14 protein-coding genes are annotated in these 16771 nt (G+C 68.7%); 7 read left to right on the top strand and 7 right to left on the bottom strand.

Going from position 1 to position 16771, the window contains the following annotated elements:
* Positions 1 to 184: 184 nt before the first annotated feature.
* The 3 genes from V3596_RS21170 to V3596_RS21160 all read right to left on the bottom strand — a co-directional run bounded on the left by V3596_RS21170 (position 185) and on the right by V3596_RS21160 (position 5212).
* Complete coding sequence (locus V3596_RS21170) at positions 185 to 2023, bottom strand: methyl-accepting chemotaxis protein (protein WP_334279824.1); 1839 nt, start codon at positions 2021 to 2023, stop codon at positions 185 to 187.
* Positions 2024 to 2116: 93 nt separating this feature from the next.
* Positions 2117 to 4279: a helicase-related protein gene (locus V3596_RS21165; RefSeq protein ID WP_334279823.1), complete on the bottom strand. Its 2163-nt coding sequence runs from the start codon at positions 4277 to 4279 to the stop codon at positions 2117 to 2119.
* A gap of 129 nt (positions 4280 to 4408) precedes the next feature.
* Entirely contained in the window at positions 4409 to 5212 is an 804-nt protein-coding gene (locus V3596_RS21160; RefSeq protein ID WP_334279822.1) for a lipase family alpha/beta hydrolase, read from the bottom strand.
* Positions 5213 to 5324: 112 nt separating this feature from the next.
* On the opposite strand from V3596_RS21160, the gene modA reads away from it, so the two are divergent.
* Genes modA through V3596_RS21140 form a run of 4 tightly spaced genes read left to right on the top strand, consistent with a single transcriptional unit; the run spans position 5325 to position 8309 of the window.
* Positions 5325 to 6095 (top strand): molybdate ABC transporter substrate-binding protein, encoded by a 771-nt coding sequence (gene modA / locus V3596_RS21155; protein WP_334279821.1) that lies wholly within the window; start codon positions 5325 to 5327, stop codon positions 6093 to 6095.
* 5 nt (positions 6096 to 6100) lie between these two features.
* Positions 6101 to 6784, top strand: coding sequence for a molybdate ABC transporter permease subunit (gene modB / locus V3596_RS21150; protein WP_334279820.1), 684 nt, complete (start codon positions 6101 to 6103; stop codon positions 6782 to 6784).
* Complete coding sequence (locus V3596_RS21145; RefSeq protein WP_334279819.1) at positions 6781 to 7467, top strand: ATP-binding cassette domain-containing protein; 687 nt, start codon at positions 6781 to 6783, stop codon at positions 7465 to 7467. The genes modB and V3596_RS21145 overlap by 4 nt, the downstream gene beginning before the upstream one ends.
* A complete protein-coding gene (locus V3596_RS21140) occupies positions 7464 to 8309 on the top strand; it encodes a TOBE domain-containing protein (RefSeq protein WP_334279818.1) in 846 nt (281 codons plus the stop codon). Before V3596_RS21145 ends, V3596_RS21140 begins: the two co-directional genes overlap by 4 nt.
* A gap of 149 nt (positions 8310 to 8458) precedes the next feature.
* Here the strand turns inward: V3596_RS21140 and V3596_RS21135 are convergent, their stop codons facing one another.
* Positions 8459 to 8929 carry a DUF1203 domain-containing protein gene (locus V3596_RS21135; protein WP_334279817.1) on the bottom strand — a complete coding sequence of 157 codons (471 nt, stop codon included), beginning with the start codon at positions 8927 to 8929 and terminating at the stop codon, positions 8459 to 8461.
* Between the two features lie 148 nt (positions 8930 to 9077).
* Between V3596_RS21135 and V3596_RS21130 the strand changes: the two genes are divergently transcribed.
* The gene (locus V3596_RS21130) at positions 9078 to 9503 is read left to right on the top strand and encodes a hypothetical protein (RefSeq protein ID WP_334279816.1); all 426 of its coding nucleotides are present in this window, start codon (positions 9078 to 9080) and stop codon (positions 9501 to 9503) included.
* A 13-nt stretch (positions 9504 to 9516) separates the two neighbouring features.
* Here the strand turns inward: V3596_RS21130 and V3596_RS21125 are convergent, their stop codons facing one another.
* From V3596_RS21125 to V3596_RS21115, 3 genes are read right to left on the bottom strand one after another with little or no spacing between them, the layout of a single operon-like run.
* Entirely contained in the window at positions 9517 to 10947 is a 1431-nt protein-coding gene (locus V3596_RS21125; RefSeq protein WP_334279815.1) for a wax ester/triacylglycerol synthase family O-acyltransferase, read from the bottom strand.
* Between the two features lie 27 nt (positions 10948 to 10974).
* Complete coding sequence (locus V3596_RS21120; protein WP_334279814.1) at positions 10975 to 13041, bottom strand: HAMP domain-containing sensor histidine kinase; 2067 nt, start codon at positions 13039 to 13041, stop codon at positions 10975 to 10977.
* Positions 13038 to 13736: a response regulator transcription factor gene (locus V3596_RS21115; RefSeq protein ID WP_334279813.1), complete on the bottom strand. Its 699-nt coding sequence runs from the start codon at positions 13734 to 13736 to the stop codon at positions 13038 to 13040. Before V3596_RS21115 ends, V3596_RS21120 begins: the two co-directional genes overlap by 4 nt.
* A 232-nt stretch (positions 13737 to 13968) precedes the next feature.
* Between V3596_RS21115 and V3596_RS21110 the strand changes: the two genes are divergently transcribed.
* Both V3596_RS21110 and V3596_RS21105 read left to right on the top strand, forming a co-directional pair.
* Positions 13969 to 15189 carry an SPFH domain-containing protein gene (locus V3596_RS21110; protein WP_334279812.1) on the top strand — a complete coding sequence of 407 codons (1221 nt, stop codon included), beginning with the start codon at positions 13969 to 13971 and terminating at the stop codon, positions 15187 to 15189.
* Between the two features lie 6 nt (positions 15190 to 15195).
* Positions 15196 to 16698 (top strand): hypothetical protein, encoded by a 1503-nt coding sequence (locus V3596_RS21105; protein WP_334279811.1) that lies wholly within the window; start codon positions 15196 to 15198, stop codon positions 16696 to 16698.
* The last annotated feature ends 73 nt before the right edge of the window (positions 16699 to 16771 follow it).

Raw genomic sequence — 16771 nt, 5'->3', positions numbered from 1 at the left:
CCCTGCTGTGGATAAGCTCATTTGAGCCTTGTCTGACAAGGCTTTAGCTCACTCCAAAGCCTGTGCGCCGAGGGCCTGGGAGCGGCGGGACGAACCGACAACAAGTCCGTCCGGAGCCGCTGGCCTGTGGATAAGCCTGTACTTGTTCAAGAACTCTGCACAGGCTTGTGCATTGACAGCGGCTTCAGAAGGTTTCCCAGTCGCCGTCGTTGGCAGGTGCGGGCGCTGGCTTCGGCGAAGCACTGGGCGGTGGGCCGGGCGGCGGTGCAATCACCTTGCCGGCCGGCTTGGCCAGGGGCTTGGCTGCAGTGGCGGCAGGCTTCGGGCTGGCAGCGCGGGGTGCGGCCACGGGCGGCTTGCTGACGGTGGCTGGCTTGAGCCCGCCAGCCGGTTTGGCCAGGGCCGCCTTCAAGGCGCTGGAGGAGCCGGTGCCGGTGCGGAACACGGAAACCACCTCGGCCAGGCGCTGTGCCTGTTCACGCAGCGAGGACGCGGCTGCCGCGCTCTGTTCCACCAGCGCGGCGTTCTGCTGCGTCATCTGGTCGAGGCCGGTCACGGCCACATTGACCTGGGCAATGCCGTCGCGCTGCTCGGTGGCCGAGGCGGCGATCTCGCCGATCATGTCGCTCACGCGGCCGACACTGGCCACGATTTCCTGCATCACCGTGCCGGTCTGGTTGACCAGGGCGGCGCCGGATTCGACCCGCTCGACCGAGGCATTGATCAGGCCCTTGATCTCCTTGGCCGCTTCCGCCGAGCGCTGGGCCAGGCTGCGCACTTCGCTGGCCACCACGGCAAAACCTCGGCCCTGCTCGCCGGCACGGGCCGCTTCCACGGCAGCGTTCAGCGCGAGGATATTGGTCTGGAAGGCGATGCCGTCGATCACGCTGATGATGTCCGAGATGCGCTTGGAGCTGGCCGTGATCTGCTCCATATTGCCCACCACCTGTTCGACCACCGAGCCACCGCGGGCGGCGGCTTCAGCCGCCGAGGCCGCCAGCTGGTTGGCCTGGCGGGCCGTGTCAGCCGACTGCGACACCGTGGCCGTGATCTCTTCCATCGAGCTGGCCGTCTGCTGCAGGCTGGAGGCCGTCTGCTCGGTGCGGGCGCTGAGGTCGTGGTTGCCTGTGGCGATCTCGGCCGAGGCGGTGGACACCGATTCGACGCCCACCCGCACATCGCCCACCACCTTGCGCAGCTGGCTGGCCATGCGGTTCAGCGCATCCAGCAGCTGGCCGAACTCATCGCTGCGCTGCATGCTGGTCGAGGCCGACAGATCGCCCTCGGCAATGTGGTTGGCCAGCACGAGGGCTTCGCTCAGTGGCTGCTTGATCGAGCGAACCAGCCAGACTGCACCGGCCAGCAAGCTGCCCACGATGACGACCACCACCAGCATGGCCACACGCAGCGTGACCTTGCGGCGCTCGGCCAGCTCGGCGTCGGCGGCCTCCTTCTGCGTGGTCTGCTGGGCAGCGAAGTCGGCCAGCGACTTCAGATAGACCGCCACGGCCGGGTTGAAAGTCTGCCGCACTTCGTTGCCGGCTTCATCCGCCTTGCCGGCGGCCTTTAGCTCGCGGCTCTTGGCCAGGGAAGACAGCACCAGCTTGCGCTCGTCGGCGATGCGGGCCATCAAGGACTTGTCCTTGTCGGTCAGCTCCATGCCTTCGATGGCCTTCTGCACCTCGCTGATCTTGGCGATCGTGGCGGCAATCTCGTCCTTGAACAGGGCGTCCACCGCCGGATCGGTGCTGATGGCGGCGGCCTGCACGCGGGTCACATTGGTGGTGGTCATGCTGGCCCAGCGCTCGGCGGCGGCGCGCTTGGCGCCCATCTGCAGGTCGATGGCGGCGGCCTCGGCATTGAGATTGCTGGTCCGGATCGAAGAGAAGCCGATCAGGCCGATCAGGGAAACAATCACGGCCGCCACCGATATCCACAGCCGACCTGCCACACCCAGGCCCTTGAGGCTCAGTGCGGGTGCGGGCGCGCTGCCGCTGCCCGGCTTGTCGAAATTCATGCTCATGCTTGGTCTCCGCTTCAGATTGCGTATCGATGCATTGCACCTTACGCCTGGGCGGGCCGGCTGTCGCTAGGGCGGATGCCTAGGTCGGGGCGGTCAGCGTCGCCCGCGCGCCTGGTACAGCGGCTTCTTGCCCTTCAACTGGCGCTCGATGCCATCGTTGAGCCGGTTGCGCAGATCGACCACGGCCGCCAGGTGGCCGTAGATGCCCGGGAAGCGCAGGTCCAGCCAGAGCCACAGGGTGCAGCTGCGCAAGGCCTGCTCCATGCGGTCCAGCCGGCTGTGCTCGTCCACATCGTCCAGGAACCAGGGCGCGCCGACCTCGCCGGCCAGTGCGTGGCGCTGCGCCCAGTCGAGGAATTCCTGCACCTGGCTGTCGGTGCGGCTGTCCACCGGTGCCTGGGCGTAGATGAAGCGAGCCTTCAGCGGCAGTTGCGGCGCGGCGCGGTCCAGGCCTTCTGCCAGCTGCAGCATCTGCTCCAGCTCGGCCACGGCGAAATGGGCATCGTCCAGGCGCAGCCGGTCCATGAAGACCTTGAGCACCGCCTCGAGCTTGTTGAAGCCCAGGCTGCTCGCAATGGTCTGCACATGCCACCAGTTGGGTGCCACCGCTGCCTTGAAGTCGCGCGGCGCGCGCGGCTGCTTGGGCAAGAGCTCGCGCAGGGTCTTGCCGGCGCTGGCTTCGGCCTCACGCAGCACGCCGACGAAACCTTCGTCATGCATGCCGTAACGGCCGGCGCGGCCGGCGATCTGGTGCACTTCGGAGACGCTCAGGGAGCGGTCGCCCACGCCGTCGAACTTGGTGAGGGTGCTGAACAGCACGCGTCGGATCGGCAGGTTCAAGCCCATGCCGATGGCGTCCGTCGCCACCAGCACGTCGCTGGCGCCGACGGCAAATCGCTCGGCTTCGCGCCGGCGCACCTCCGGCGGCAAGGCGCCGTAGATCACCGAGACCGGATGGCCGGCCGCCGACACCTGGTCGCGCAGCATCAGCACCTCGCGGCGGCTGAAGGCAACGACGGCGTCGCCCTTTTTCAGCCCCGTCATCGGCACCGGTGCGGGCAGCAGCTGCACCTCCTGCTTGCGTTCGAATTGCCGCACCGTGCAGCGCTCGCCGCACAGACCCAGCAGGTTCTCGATGGCCGGCACCGCATAGGCCGAGCAGATGATGATCAGCTCATTGGCCGGCACGGCCACGATGGCCTGCGTCCATGCCCAGCCGCGGTAGTTGTCGAACAGCATCTGCGCCTCGTCGACCACGGCCACATCGATGGGCCGGCCGGTATCGACCATCTCGATGGTGGACGAGACGACGCGGGCGTTGTCGGCCGGCACGTTCTCTTCGCCGGTCAGAAGCGAGCAGGGCACGCCGCGCGCCACCAGGCGGTCGCGGCCCTCGAGCGCCAGCAGGCGCAGCGGCGCGAGGTAGGCGCCGTCATGGGCGGCGGCCAGCTTCTCGAAGGCCGCATGGGTCTTGCCGCTGTTGGGCGCGCCGACATAGAGCGTCACCGTGCGCTGCATATTGCGCGCGAGCTCGAAGCTGTCCGGGTAGCCCTGGAAGGCGAGCTGGCGCTCCAGCTTCTGCAAGGTGTTGATCTCGGCGACCCGCTGTTCCCAGCGGTCCTGGGCGCGGGTGCAGGCGGCGAGCAGGGCCGGCAGCGCTTGCGGCGTGGCGCATTCGGCCTGCAGGCGCGGCAGGAGCGAGTCGATCTGTTCCGGATGGCCCGAGGCGCTGCGCTCCAGCAATTGCGCGAGATGCGATTGCAGGGCATCCGCATCGGCGTAGCCCGGCGCCGGGCCGAGCGCGCGCTCTAGTGCGGCCAGATCGCCGTCGCGATAGAAATCCCAGAGGGCGCTGCTGTCCGGCAGCTGCAGCTGATAGGCCACCGTGAGCCGGCCGTCGAGCAGCGGCTGCTTGCACAGGCGCAGCCACTGCAGGCCGGCGCGGCGCAGGCCCAGCGCTTCGAGCTGGCTGCTGCGCTGCTGCATCAGGGCCCGCAGGGTCGGGCCGGTGCCGAGCGCCTCGAGATGACGCAGCGCCACCTTGATCAGGGCCGGCGCGATCCAGCGGCTCGGCCGGCCGCCGGCTGCAGCCTTGGAGATCTGCACCAGGCCCAGGCTGTCGGCGTCCTGGCCCTCGTCCAGGTCGGCTGGCGTCAGCACGTGGGGCAGCTGGTAGGCGGCCTGGCGGATCTCCTGCCATTGCTCGGACGTGAGCCCGGGTGGCAGGCGCTTCAGGTGGCGGGGATTGGGCAGCACCGGCGCGGGTGCGGCGGCGTCAGGGGAGGAATTGGGGGAGGAATTGACTTCGGACACCTGCCAAGTGGAACACAGGCCCAGCGCCGGCCCGTGGGTCGGCGCTGGGCCCAGCCGAAGCGAACAAGCGAATCAGCTGCTGCGATAGAACCAGCTGCGCACGCCCGTGGTGTCGAAGCGCTGCCATTGCCCTTCGGGCTGGGCCAGGCGGTCGGCCACCGCATACAGCGCCAAGGGATTCATGCCCATGCCGCAATGGCTGGCCTGGACCTCGATGTTTTCGCTCAAGGGGCCGGGCGCCATCACGCTGCATTGCCAGGCGACCACGCCATCGGTCTTGGAATAGATCGAGGTGGTGGGCACCGGCGGCGTGCGGCGAATTTCTTCCAGCAGCTCATGGTCCTGCACCCTTTGCCCGCTGACCAGCTCGAAGAGGCGCCAGGCATTCGTCGCGCGCGGATGGCCGGTGAATGGCGTGCCCAGTGTGATCACATGCCTGACATGGTCGGGCAGCTCCTTGGCCAGCTCGCGGGCATAGATGCCGCCCAGGCTCCAACCGATCAGGCTGACCGGCCGGGCGTGATCGCGGAACAGGCGCTTCACCTTGGCCGTGCAGTGCTCCAGCACGCCCTCGCGCGGGCCGAAATTGAAGCCATGGCCCCAGGGGTGGGTGACATAGCCCAGCTCGTCCAGAAAGCGGCGCAGGGCAAGGGTGGTGAAGTCGTTGGCACCGAGGCCGGGAAAGACGATGACCGGATGGCCGTCGCCCCGGGGCAGCTTGCGCAACCAGGGCGAGGCGGCGAGCAGGGCGGCGAACTCCCAGGGCGCGCGGCCCTCGAGAAGCATCAGCCAGGCATTGGGGGCGCGCAGCTCGTCATCTGAGCTGCCGGGCGCTGCGGCAGCGGCAGCGCTGCGGCGGGCTTGTTTCTGGGGCATGGACGGCATCCTAGCGCCGCCGCCTTGCATCGGTCTTGGGCGCTTGCCCTAGTAACGAGGGGTGTCGGCCGAGCGTCGTATATATTCGTATATATCGAAACAAGGAGCCGCGATGCCCTTGCTGGAACTGCGCCGATGCGCCCTGTCCCTGCTGATCTCGCTCAGTGCCTTGGGCGCTGGCGCCGCCAATGCGGCCGAACTGACGGTCTCGGCCGCCGCCAGCCTGACCCAAGCCCTGCGCGAAATCGCGCCGCTGTTCGAGGCCAGCCAGCCGGGCCACAGGCTGCAGTTCAACTTTGGCGCCTCGGGCGCGCTCCTGCAGCAGATCGCCAAGGGTGCGCCGGCCGATGTGCTGGCCACCGCCGACCAGGAGACGATGGACCGGGCCCAGGCGCAGCAGCTGATCACCGCCAGCCAGCGCCGCGACTTCGCCCGCAACGAGCTGGTGCTGATACTGCCGGCCGCAAGCGCCCTGCACCCCAAGGCGCTCGCCGACCTGGCCCAGCCGGCCTATGCCCGCATCGCCATCGGCCTGCCCGCGAGCGTGCCGGTGGGCCGCTACACACAGGAGGCCTTGCAGATGGCTGGCCTGTGGTCGGCCATCGAGCCCAAGATGATCGGCGCCAGCAATGTGCGCCAGGCGCTGGACTACGTGGCCCGCTCCGAGGTGGACGCCGGTTTCGTCTATGCCACCGATGCCGCGCTGCTGCCCGACAAGGTGCGCCGAGCCGCGTTCACCGTGCCCACGCGCAAGCCGGTGCTCTACCCGGCCGCGCCGGTCGCTGCGAGCACGCAGCCTGCGCTGGCCCGGGCCTTTGTCGAGTTTCTGCTCACGCCGGCCGCGCGCACCGTGTTGCTCAAACACGGCTTCGCCGCGCCCTGATCCCCATGGACGGCGCCTGGACCGCACTCGCTCTGAGCCTCAAGGTGGCGGGCTGGGCGACCCTGATCAACCTGTTCCTTGGCGTCGGCGTGGGCTACTTGCTGGCACGCCGGCGGTGGTGGGGCCGCGAGCTGCTGGATGCCGCCCTGACCCTGCCCATGGTGATGCCGCCCACGGTCCTGGGCTACTACCTGCTGGTGCTGCTGGGCTCGCAGGGGCCACTGGGCGCCTGGCTGATGCAGACCTTCGGCATCCGCCTGATCTTCACCTGGCAGGCGGCGGTGATCGCGGCGACCGTGGTGTCGTTCCCGCTGGTGTTCAAGGCCGCGCGGGCGGCCTTCGAGATGGTCGATGCCGACCAGCAGGACAGCGCGCGCACCTTGGGGCTTGCCAATGCGGCCGTGTTCTTCCGCGTCAGCCTGCCCCTGGCCTGGCACGGCATCCTGGCCGGCCTGCTGCTGGCGTTTGCGCGCGCGCTGGGCGAGTTCGGTGCCACCCTGATGGTGGCCGGCAGCATTGCCGGCAAGACGCAGACCTTGTCGATCGCCGTCTATGAAGCGGTGCAGGCCGGGCAGGACTACCAGGCCGATCTGCTGGTGGCGCTGACCTCGATCACCTGCATGGCCGTGCTGCTGAGCTCGAGCCGCCTCATGCGCAGCTCCCTGCCGCAGCGGGGGCAGCAGCGATGAACTGGCTGATCGAGATCGAGAAGCGCCTGAGCGGCAGCTTCGACCTGGTTTTGAACCTGCGCAGCGACGCGCCCAGGCTGGCGCTGTTCGGCCCCTCGGGCGCCGGCAAGAGCCAGACCTTGAAGATGATTGCCGGTGTGCAGCGGCCAGATGCCGGCCGCATCGCCGTGGCGGGCAAGACCCTGTTCGACAGCGCAAGCGGGCAGGACCTCGGCCCGCAGCAGCGAGGCCTGGGCTGCGTGTTCCAGGACTATGCGCTGTTCCCGCACCTGAGCCTGCGGCAGAACATTGCCTTCGCCCGCTGGCGCGGCTGGCGCAATCCGCCGCGCGATGTCCGAGACCCGCTGGCCGAGCAATGGCTGGAGCGCTTTGGCCTGGGCGCGGTGGCCGACCAGAAACCGTCGCAAGTCTCGGGCGGCCAGCGCCAGCGCGCCGCCCTGGCCCGGGCCCTCGTCAGCGCGCCGGCCGCGCTGCTGCTGGACGAGCCTTTCGCCGCGCTGGACCAGCGGCTGCGCCGCAGCCTGCGCGACGAGCTGGTCGACCTGCAGGCGCAACTGCAGATACCGTTGCTGCTGATCACCCACGAGGAAGACGATGTGCGCGCGCTGGCCGACGAGGTGGTCGAGCTGGCGCAGGGTCGTGTCGTCGCGCCGACCGTCCAAGCATCGACAGCCAGCACATGACCGAGAAGAAGAACAAGAGCCAAGCCGCCGGCAGCCAGGGCACAGGCCGCCTGAGTCTTGGTGGTTCGATCTGGATCAGGTCCGGCGACCAAAACCTCGGCGGCCCGGGCCGCATCGCCCTCTTGCGCGCCGTCGCCGAGCAGGGCTCGATCACCCATGCCGCCAAGGCCTATGGCATGAGCTACAAGGCCGCCTGGGACGCCATCGACGCGATGAACCGCGTGGCCGGCGAGCCCCTGGTGGAGCGCAGCACCGGCGGCCGCGGCGGCGGTTCCACCCGCCTGACCGAACGGGGCCTGCGCCTGGTGCAGCGCTATGAGCAGATCGACGCGGTGCACCAGCGCTTCCTGGGCCTCGTGGAGGCCGCCGCCACCGACCTCGGCCGCGAGTTCTCCCTCCTGGATGTGATCAACATGAAGACCAGCGCCCGCAACCAGTTCAACGGCACCGTGCGCGCGGTGCGCGAAGGCGCGGTCAACGACGAGGTGGAGCTCGAACTGCCCGGCGGCCAGCGCCTGGTGGCCATCGTGCCCCAGGAGAGCAGCCTTGCACTGGGCCTGCAGACCGGGCTGTCGGCCATGGCCTTGATCCCCTCGTCCAACGTCCTGATCGCCACGGGCCTGGACGGCTTCAAGGTCTCGGCCCGCAACCAGCTGTCTGGCACCGTTGAGCAGCTGCGACCCGGCGCGGTCAATGCCGAAGTTGACGTGGCCCTGGCCGGCGGCACTCGCCTGGTTGCCACCATCACCCAGTCCAGCGTCCAGCAGCTGGGCCTGGCACCCGGCGTGGCAGTGACCGCCCTGGTCAAGGCAACGGACGTGGTGCTGGCCGTGCTCGCCTGAAGCCCTGTTTGAGAGGCCTGCACGCACGAGCCGGTGACTGTCATGCTTGCATGCGGCTTCAGTTGAATAGCCGATTGCGCTGGCATGCCGCCTGCTGGCGCCCGCCCAACGGCAACACGCCGGCAAATCGGCGGGCTGGCGTCACAGGCCTAGCCGCGCTCCACCCGGCACTGGAAGCAGTTGAACTTCGAGCGGATGTGGACATAAGCCACGGCGGGGTCGGCGAGTATCTGCCGGCAGGCCTGGCCGAGTTCCGCGCCCGGGACGACCTGACCGGTCTCGTAGCGAATCCTGTCGTCATTGCCGTAGCCGCGGATCAGGGCCGGCTGCAGGTGCTCGAACCACTTTGGCAGAGCATCGCTGTCGTGGCGCTCACAAGCCTTGCTGTGCAGAAAGATCGGGCCCAGCTCGGCATAGGGCTGTAGCTGATCAAAAGGCCGATAGGCCAGCACCAGCATTTCCTCGCCCGGCGCTATCAGCTGCAGGCAATGTCGGCAGGGGTTGCCTTGGCCTTCGGCCAGCTGCTGCAGCGCGGCCTGGCCGTTGGCGTCAGGTCCGCCGCTGCGCAGCGCCTGCGCATGCGCGCCTGGAATTCCTCGCACGGTGAGTTTCATCGTCATCGTCTCGTTGGGTCACGGGGCCCTGGGGTGAGGGTTCATGCTGAGGATTTCATCGCACGAACGGGCTTGGGTCGTGCCGTTTCCGGACACGCAATTCGCTAACATCGAACTTCCTTTGACCGTCAAGCTCGAGCCTGACCGCAGACTGATGAAAAAACTCCTCGCTTTCGTCGCCCTTGTCTGGATTGCATTGCTGCCGCCCCTGTTCACGCGCGGGGCGTGCACGGAGGAATACGAAGCGGTGGACCAGCTGGTGACGGCCAACAAGCTGGAGTTTTCGACGCCGGACGCGGCGCTGGCGGCCTTGCAGCGGCGCGATCTGCCCGCCCGGCTCCTGACGCCGGACGACTGCGCCAGATCCAAGCCGCGCTTCCTGATGCAATGCAGCAGTGGCACCTTGGTCTATGCCGAGGTGCCGGTGCGCAACCGGGTCTGCCGCATCTACCGCGATGACAAGACCATGGTTCAGCTGCAGTACGACCGGCGCGACCGCCTGGCCCGCACCCTGGTCGAAATGAACCCCTACAAGTTCCTGCCCCTGCCCTGGGGCGGCAGCATCAACTGGGCCAAGTGATGCGGTGGGCCGATCAGGCCGCCATGCCCCGCCACTCCTCCAGCGCCTCGCGCAGATAGGCGGCCAGCGTGGCCGTCTCGGGCAGCGAATCGCTGCAGGCCATCAGGCCGAACTCGAGCGAGTCGCCATAGGTCTGCACCGTGATGTTGAGCGTCATGCCGTGCACCGCGATCGAGGTCGGGTAGTTCGTGATCATGCGGGCACCGGCGAGATACAGCACCACCTGCGGGCCAGGCACATTGGAGATCGCCACGTTGGCCAGCGCCGGCAGCTTCTCGGCCATGCTGGCTGCGCCATAGAGCCGCGCCGCGCCCTCCATCAGCCAGGGCAGGCCCAGCGACGGGAAGTCCAGCGGCATCAGGTCCTTCAAGGTGCCGAGCGAGCTCTTCATCGCGGCGGACGCAGCCAGCACATGGGCCAGGCGCTTTTGCGGGTCGGCGATGTGCGTGCCCAGGGTGACCGTGCTCATGGTGGCCTGGTTGTTCGACGCCGTGTCGCCGGCGGCGCGCGTGGAGACCGGCACGGCCGCGACCAGCGGCTTCTTCGGCAGCTCATGCCAATCCAGGAAGAGCCGGCGCAGCGCTGTGCCGCAGAGGAAGAGCACCGCGTCGTTCAAGCTCGCGCCATGGACCTTGCGAAGCCGATGCAGCTCGGCCAGCGGCAGGCTCACCGTGGCAAAGCTGCGCCCGGCCGTGATGCTGCGGTTCAGGCGCGTGCGTGGCGCCAGCTTCAAGGGGCTGGCCGAGGCGCTCTTGCCGCGCAAGAGGCCCAGCAGCGCGCCTGCCGCGTCGCCCGCTGAAGCACCGAGTGTGCCGATTGCGCCAGGCAGTGCCCGCGCGGCGTTCATGTACTGCTTGGCCTGGTGCAGCAGGGCGCCACGCAAGAGGCTGAGCGTGCCCGGCTCATGGCGTTTGCGCGGTGGCCTGGCCGGCATGTCGCGCGGCACCGGCGTGAGGTCCAGGATCACCGCGGCCAGCGCTACCGCCGCCTGGCCGTCCACCGCTGCGTGGTGCAGCTGCGTGTAGAGCGCCACGCGGGTGGCGCCGTCGTCGGGCGACGGCGCCAGACCTTCGAAGACGTGGAATTTCCACAGCGGGCGCTCGCGCGGCAGCAGTTGCGGATGCAGGCGGGCCACCGCTTCTTCAAGCGCCACCATGCCGCTGCCGGCGGGCAGTGCCACGGGCACGATGTGCTGTTCAAGATCAGGCTCGGCATCGACCCAGGCCGGGTTCACCACATTCAGGCCCACGGCCGCGAGGCGGCGCCTGAGCGCGGGCAGATGCGGCATGCGCGTGCGCATGTGCTTGCGCAGTGCTTCCAGGAAGCTGCCCTTGAAGCCTGCCGGCAGTTCGAGGACGTGCAGCGCACCCACATGCATGGGCATCTCGGCCGTCTCCAGGAACAGAAAGCTCGCGTCGAGCCCGGCCAATTGCTTGATTGCCATCGCTTGTCCTCCAGCGCTGGCTTGATGCTAACTGCTGCGCCGCAGCCTGAGCTCGAAGATCACGCCGTCCGCCACATTGCGCGCGTTGACGCTGCCGTCCATCTTGGCCAGATAGCTCCTGGCCACGAACAGCCCCTGGCCACGACGCTCGCCACCCTGAGCTTCGGGCTGGTCGGAGACGCCGTACTCGAAGATCTTGTCCAGCAGGTGCTCGTCGATGGCCGGCCCCTGGTTGTGGACCGTCAGCAAGACCTGGCCCTCGCCTTCCCCGGCCGTGATACTGATCGGTGTACCGACAGGCCGGTAGCGGTCGGCATTGCGCAGCAGGTGCGTGATCACGTCTTCCAGCGAATAGGCATCGGCCCGCGCCCACAGCGGCGTGCCGTGCGCCTCGTAACGCACATCGGCAATGTCGGCGAAGGCCGCATTGGCGGCCACTTCCTGCAGGAACTGGTCGATGTCCAGGCGGCCCGGGGCGAGCTGGGCCGAGGCAATCGCCTCGCTCGGCGATGCGGCGCCGTAGAGCACCCGCACCGCCTGCTGCATGCGTTGCAGATAGCGGTGGCTGGCATCGTCTGGTGAGCCATGCAGTGCCATCAGCGATTGCAGGGGCGACATGATCTCGTGCCCCACCGCATGCCACATGTCGCGCTCATGCTCGGCGCGCAGATGCTCGCGACGGATGCCGTCGCGCGTGCGCTCCAGCAGGTCTGACAAGGAGCCGGCCAGGATGCCCACTTCATCGCTGCCGCGCAGGTCCGAAACATCGAGCCGGCCCAGGCGCTGCTCGACCTGCGGATGCTGCACTTCGTACGACACCGCTGCCGCCCGCCTGGTGAGCCGTGCCACCCGGCGCATCAGCCCGAGCTCGATGATCAACCAGGCCAGGGCGATGGCCGCCAGCATCGCACCCACCAGCCACGAGGCGCGCGCCGCGCTGGCGCTCAGGGAGCGGTCCAGGCTGCGCCAATCGCCCCGCAAGGCGAGCTCGTAGCGGCCCAGCGGTGTCACCACGCTGTCTTCGGCTAGCAGCGCCGGCGCCTGCACCTGCACCGGCAGCCGGCGGATCAGCCGGGTCAACCAGGGCGAAGGAATCTCGGCCGGGTCGGCCGAGCCGCGCAGCGTCGTCACCGGCCGGCCATCGCGGGTGATGGTCAAGGTCTCGCCCGGCTGCAGCGATTGGCCCACGCTGTTCAGCGAGACCGGCGGCAGGAGCGTGCCGGCGCCACTGTCGAACAAGGGCGCGGCGCCGTTCGGCGCCAGCATCTCCATCCGCACTTCGATGCGGTCCAGCTCGGCCGGCGGCCAGGTCGGCGCGGGCTGCCGGAACAGCGCGTTGCGAAAGGCCTCGACCGGCAGACGGATCGAGTACAGCGTGCGGCGCGGGCAATCGGCGCCGTTCGTGTTCCTCAGGCAAGGCCCTTCGCGCCACAGCCAGCCGCGAAAGTCGCGCGTCGGCCTTGCGCGGACCGGCAGCTCATCCGTGCCACCGAGGAAGCCGGTGAGCCGCCCGAGCTGGCCTTCGCCGCCGCTTGCCATCGCTTCGAAGGGCGCGATCCACTGCTCGCTGCCACCGGGCAACTTCACCGTGATGCGTGCGCGATGCAGGCCGGCCAGTGCCGAGGCGCCGTGCTCACGCCCGACCAGCGGACCGGCGTCCAGGCTGCCCACGAGATAGATGAAGGCACCGGCCGCCGCCTTGCTGCCCACGGCCACGCACAGGCTGGCGCCATCGCTGAACTGCAAGGTGCAGCCCGACATCTCGACCGCGCGCTGCGCCTTGGTCGGGTCATCGAAATCGATGGCCGAGAAGGGCAGCAGCAGCGGCGTGATCGGCCGCCTGCCCTGGAAGCCCGGGTTCAGGAGCGCCAGCTGGCCGGTCGGGTGGCGCAGTTGCGCCGTGATCTCGCCGAGCGAGCGCTTGAAGCCCTGCTCGTAGCGCTGATAGCTGCGCTGTTTTTCTTCCAGCAAGAGCGAGACCGCCAGCGCCAGCGTGGCGGCAGCCAGCAGCAGAAACACGCCGTGGAAAACGATGCGGCTGCGAAAGGCCGCCAGGCCCAGGCGCGGCACCTCGTCGAGCGCCGGCAGTCTCATCGGCCGGTCCAGCGGAAGCCGCGCATCGGCACGTTCTCGATGCCGTCAAACGCCGGGTCGACATCGCGAAACGCGTCGCGGATCGTGCTCACATGCTTGCGCACGTTGTCCTTGTTGCGGCCGCTCTTCACCACCTCGAACAGCTCGCCGTAGCTGACCACTTCGCCGCGCCGCTGGTGCAGGGTGGCGAGGATGCGCTGGGCCGTGAGCGGCAGGTTGATGCGCTGGCCGCGCCACATGGCCGAGCGTTGCCACAGCGGGTCCAGCGTCAGCTCGGCCTCCACGGGCGCCGAGGAAGCGGCCGGGCGGCGGGCCTTGGCGGCGCGCAGCATGTCCAGAAAGGTCTCGATGAACTCGGCTTCATCGAAGGCCGTCTTCTGCAGATAGTCCCAGGCGTCGAGCGCCTTCATGATGCCGCGGTAGATCGCGGCCGGCATGGCGGACACCACCAGCACTGGCGTGCCCTGCTGCAGCTTGTTGATCGCGTTGATCAAGGCCACGCCGGCATGCCGCTCGCGGCCGAGCTCGATGTCCAGCAGCACCATGTCGTAGCCGCCGGTCGCAAGCGCTGCCTCGGCTTCGTCCCGGGTGAACCACTGGTCGACCTGCAGCTCCGGCCGGGCGGCGCGTATCCAGCCGACCAGCTGGTCGCTGGTGGGGCGGTCGTCTTCGATGACGGCGACTTTGTTGCTCATGACGCTCGCCGGGCTGCCCCAAGAGCGGCATGCGCCCCCTCGGGGGGCAGAGAAGCGGCAAGGCCGCGATCGTGGGGGCTCAAGGTCATGCGGTGGATTATGGGAGCCGCTGAAGGCCGGGCCTGTGAAGCTTTCTTCCGAGCCCCGGAAGAGAGTCACCCGCGCGCCGCCTTGTTGCTTCCTGCCCGGGCGCCGAATCATGCAGCCATCGCCAACACCAAGGAGAAGCGCGATGGAACTGATGCAAAGACTCAAGGCCCTGCCCCAGGCGATCCGCAACGCCATGCCAGCAATGTCGGGCGTGGCGGCCGTGAATGGCCGCGTGCTGGGCACCCTGCTGGTGGCCGGCGCCATCGGTACGGCGGGCTACCTGTTCGTCAGCCATCCGCCGCTCTACACCGTGCAGCGCGGCGAAGCGGCCGTGCGCAGCAATCTCTTCACCGGCGCGGCCACGGTCTGGACCGACGGCCGCATCCTGGCCTTGCCCGGCGTGCATGAGGTGCGCGGCCTGCCGCTGCACGACCTCAGCTACCGCGCCACCAACATGAGCCGCGCTGATGGCTCGGCGCCCTTGCAATCGGTCGAAGGCCTGTCTCTGGGCCTGGACCTGACCGTGCGCTATGGCATCGACCCGAACCGCCTGGCGCAACTGGCCCGCAGCCTGCCCGACAACATCGAGCGCGACCTGGTCGAGCCGGCCTTGCAAGGTGTGGCCTACCGACTGGTGGCCAAGCGCACCGTGCGCGAGATCTTCTCCAGTCAGCGCGCCGAGCTGCAGCAGCAGATGGAAGCCGAGCTGCGCGTGAAGCTGGCGTCTGACGGCATCCTCTTGCGCAGCGTGCAGATCGGCAAGGTCGACCTGCCGGCCGACTACCGCCGCGGCATGGACGCGCTGCTGGCCGAGGGCCTGTCGGCCGAGAAGATGCGCTACACGCTGGAGTTGAAGGACAAGCAGGTCAAGCAAAGCGAGCTGGAAGCCGCTGCCGACAAGGTACGCCGCGAAATCGCCGCCGAAGCAGCCGGCCGCGAGCAGGTGCTGGCCGCCAAGGCGCAGGAAGAGGCGATGAAGCATGTCATCCCCTTCAAGCAGCGCCAGATCGAGCAGCGCGAGCTGGAAGCCAAGGCGCAAAGCGCCTCGCGCATCAAGGTGGCCGAAGGTGAAGCGCAAGCCCGCCGCATCGAGGCCGAGGGCGAAGCGCAGGCACGCCAGAAGCTCGCCGATGCCGAGGCCTACCGCATCGCCCAGCTGGGCAAGGTCAATGCGCAGCAGATGGCCACCGAGGGCGCGCTGCTGTCAAAGCATCCTCTGCTGGTGCAGAAGACCATGGCTGACAAGCTTTCGGACAAGGTGCAAGTGATCATCGCCGCGCCTCCGGCTGCCGGGGGCTTCATCGGCAACGCATTGCTGGGTGCCGGCAAGCCGGCGGCGCAATCGGAAGAAGGCAAGGAGTAAGCAGTCATGAGCAAGAACAAGCGTCGCGTGTGCAGCCTGCCGGTCCTGCTGGTGATGGGCCTGTCGCTGGCGGCCGCCTGTCTCAACGTCGCCGCCGCTGCGGAAGCCGGCAAGCCGCTGGGCGCCGGCCTGGTCCTGCACGACCAGGCCCCGCTGCGCGGCGCCGCGCGTGACTCGGCACCCTTGCAAGCCAGTCTCTGGCGTGGCGAGGCGCTCGAGATCCGCGCCGAGCGGCTCGACCACTACCAGGTCTGGGACTACCGCCGAGAGCGCGGTGGCTGGCTGCGCAAGAGCCAGATCTACCGCCTGCCGAACGATCCCAATGAGCTGCTGGCCAGCTTGCGCCTGGTGCGCCTGCAGCAGGGCGCGGAAGCCTTGGGCCTGGGCCTGGCCGCCGCCTATGTGCAGAGCGCTTCTCGCGAGCAGCTGAATGGTGCAGGCGGCACTGAAGCGCTCGATGCGCTGGGCACGCTGGCGGAGCGCATCGCGGACCGGGCCAACCTCGGCAACAAGAACAACGAAACGCTGACCGCCGCCCAGCTCGACGTGGCCGCGCGCTACGGCCTGCGCTATGTGAGCTTCAACCAGCCCGATGGCCGGGTGCTGCTCTGTTACGACGGCGATGCCTTTCGCCGCGTGCTCTCGATGCCGGCGGCCGCCGAGGCTCAGGCCCGCGCAGCGTTGGCGTTGACCCGCCCCGATTGCTCGGATCCGGCCGCCCTGCCCTCGGACAAGGAAAAGCTCGACGCCTGGCGCGCCGAGGTCTTGAGCCATGTGGATGTGCAAGACCTGGCCCCGCACTGGAAGAACCGCGTCCTGATGCGCCGCGCCGCCGTGCAGGCCAGCCTGGCTTTCGCGCGCCGCGAGGCGGCGGCGTCAACAGCGGCGGCGCAAGCCTCGCTGGCTGACTTCGCCAGCCTGCAGCCGACTGAGCTGGCCGAAGACGATCAAGCGAGCTGGAACGACACCGCCATGCGGGTGAATGCGATGCGCTGGGCCGGATCGCCGCGCCTCTCTTCGCGTGAGTTCGGCAAGCTGCAGATGAGTCTCTCCGCCACGCCGGAAGGCGAGCAATGCCTGAGCCTCACGGACGGCAACCCGGCCAAGCCCTTGCTGCGCCGCTGCAGCTTCGGCCAGGTCTGGCTGGCTTCGGCAAGTCTCAACCGCGAGGGCAATGCCATCGCCATCGCCGCCCAGCCGCTGGAGGGCTGGCGCGAGCTGTGGATCCTGCACAAGAGTTCCGAGGGTTGGCGCCTGCAGGTGCTGCCACCCACCGCCGCCCATCCGGGCCTGGGCTATGTGGAATTCGCTGGCTGGGTGCCCGGCGGCAAGCAGGTGCTGGTCAGCCGCGAGGCGCGCGCCGAAGGGCGCTACGCCCGCCGCACGTTCGAGCTGCTGAACCTGCAAACCCTGGCCACCGAACGCCAGGCCGGCGAGCCGCAACTGCTGGGCGCCTTCCAGCGCTGGCAGGACCCGGCCTGGAAGCGCGAGTCGCTGGCCCTGCGCTGAGCGAACCGGGCAATCTTTGCCATGGCCTCCGGGGTGGCGCCACAATCGGCCTCCCCAGGAGGAGATGGCAACG

Origin of the sequence: Roseateles microcysteis (assembly GCF_036880965.1) — a bacterium.
Taxonomy (GTDB): domain Bacteria; phylum Pseudomonadota; class Gammaproteobacteria; order Burkholderiales; family Burkholderiaceae_C; genus JAUASW01.
Note: the sequence above shows the minus strand (reverse complement) of the source record. Positions and strands in the feature narration are given on the sequence as shown.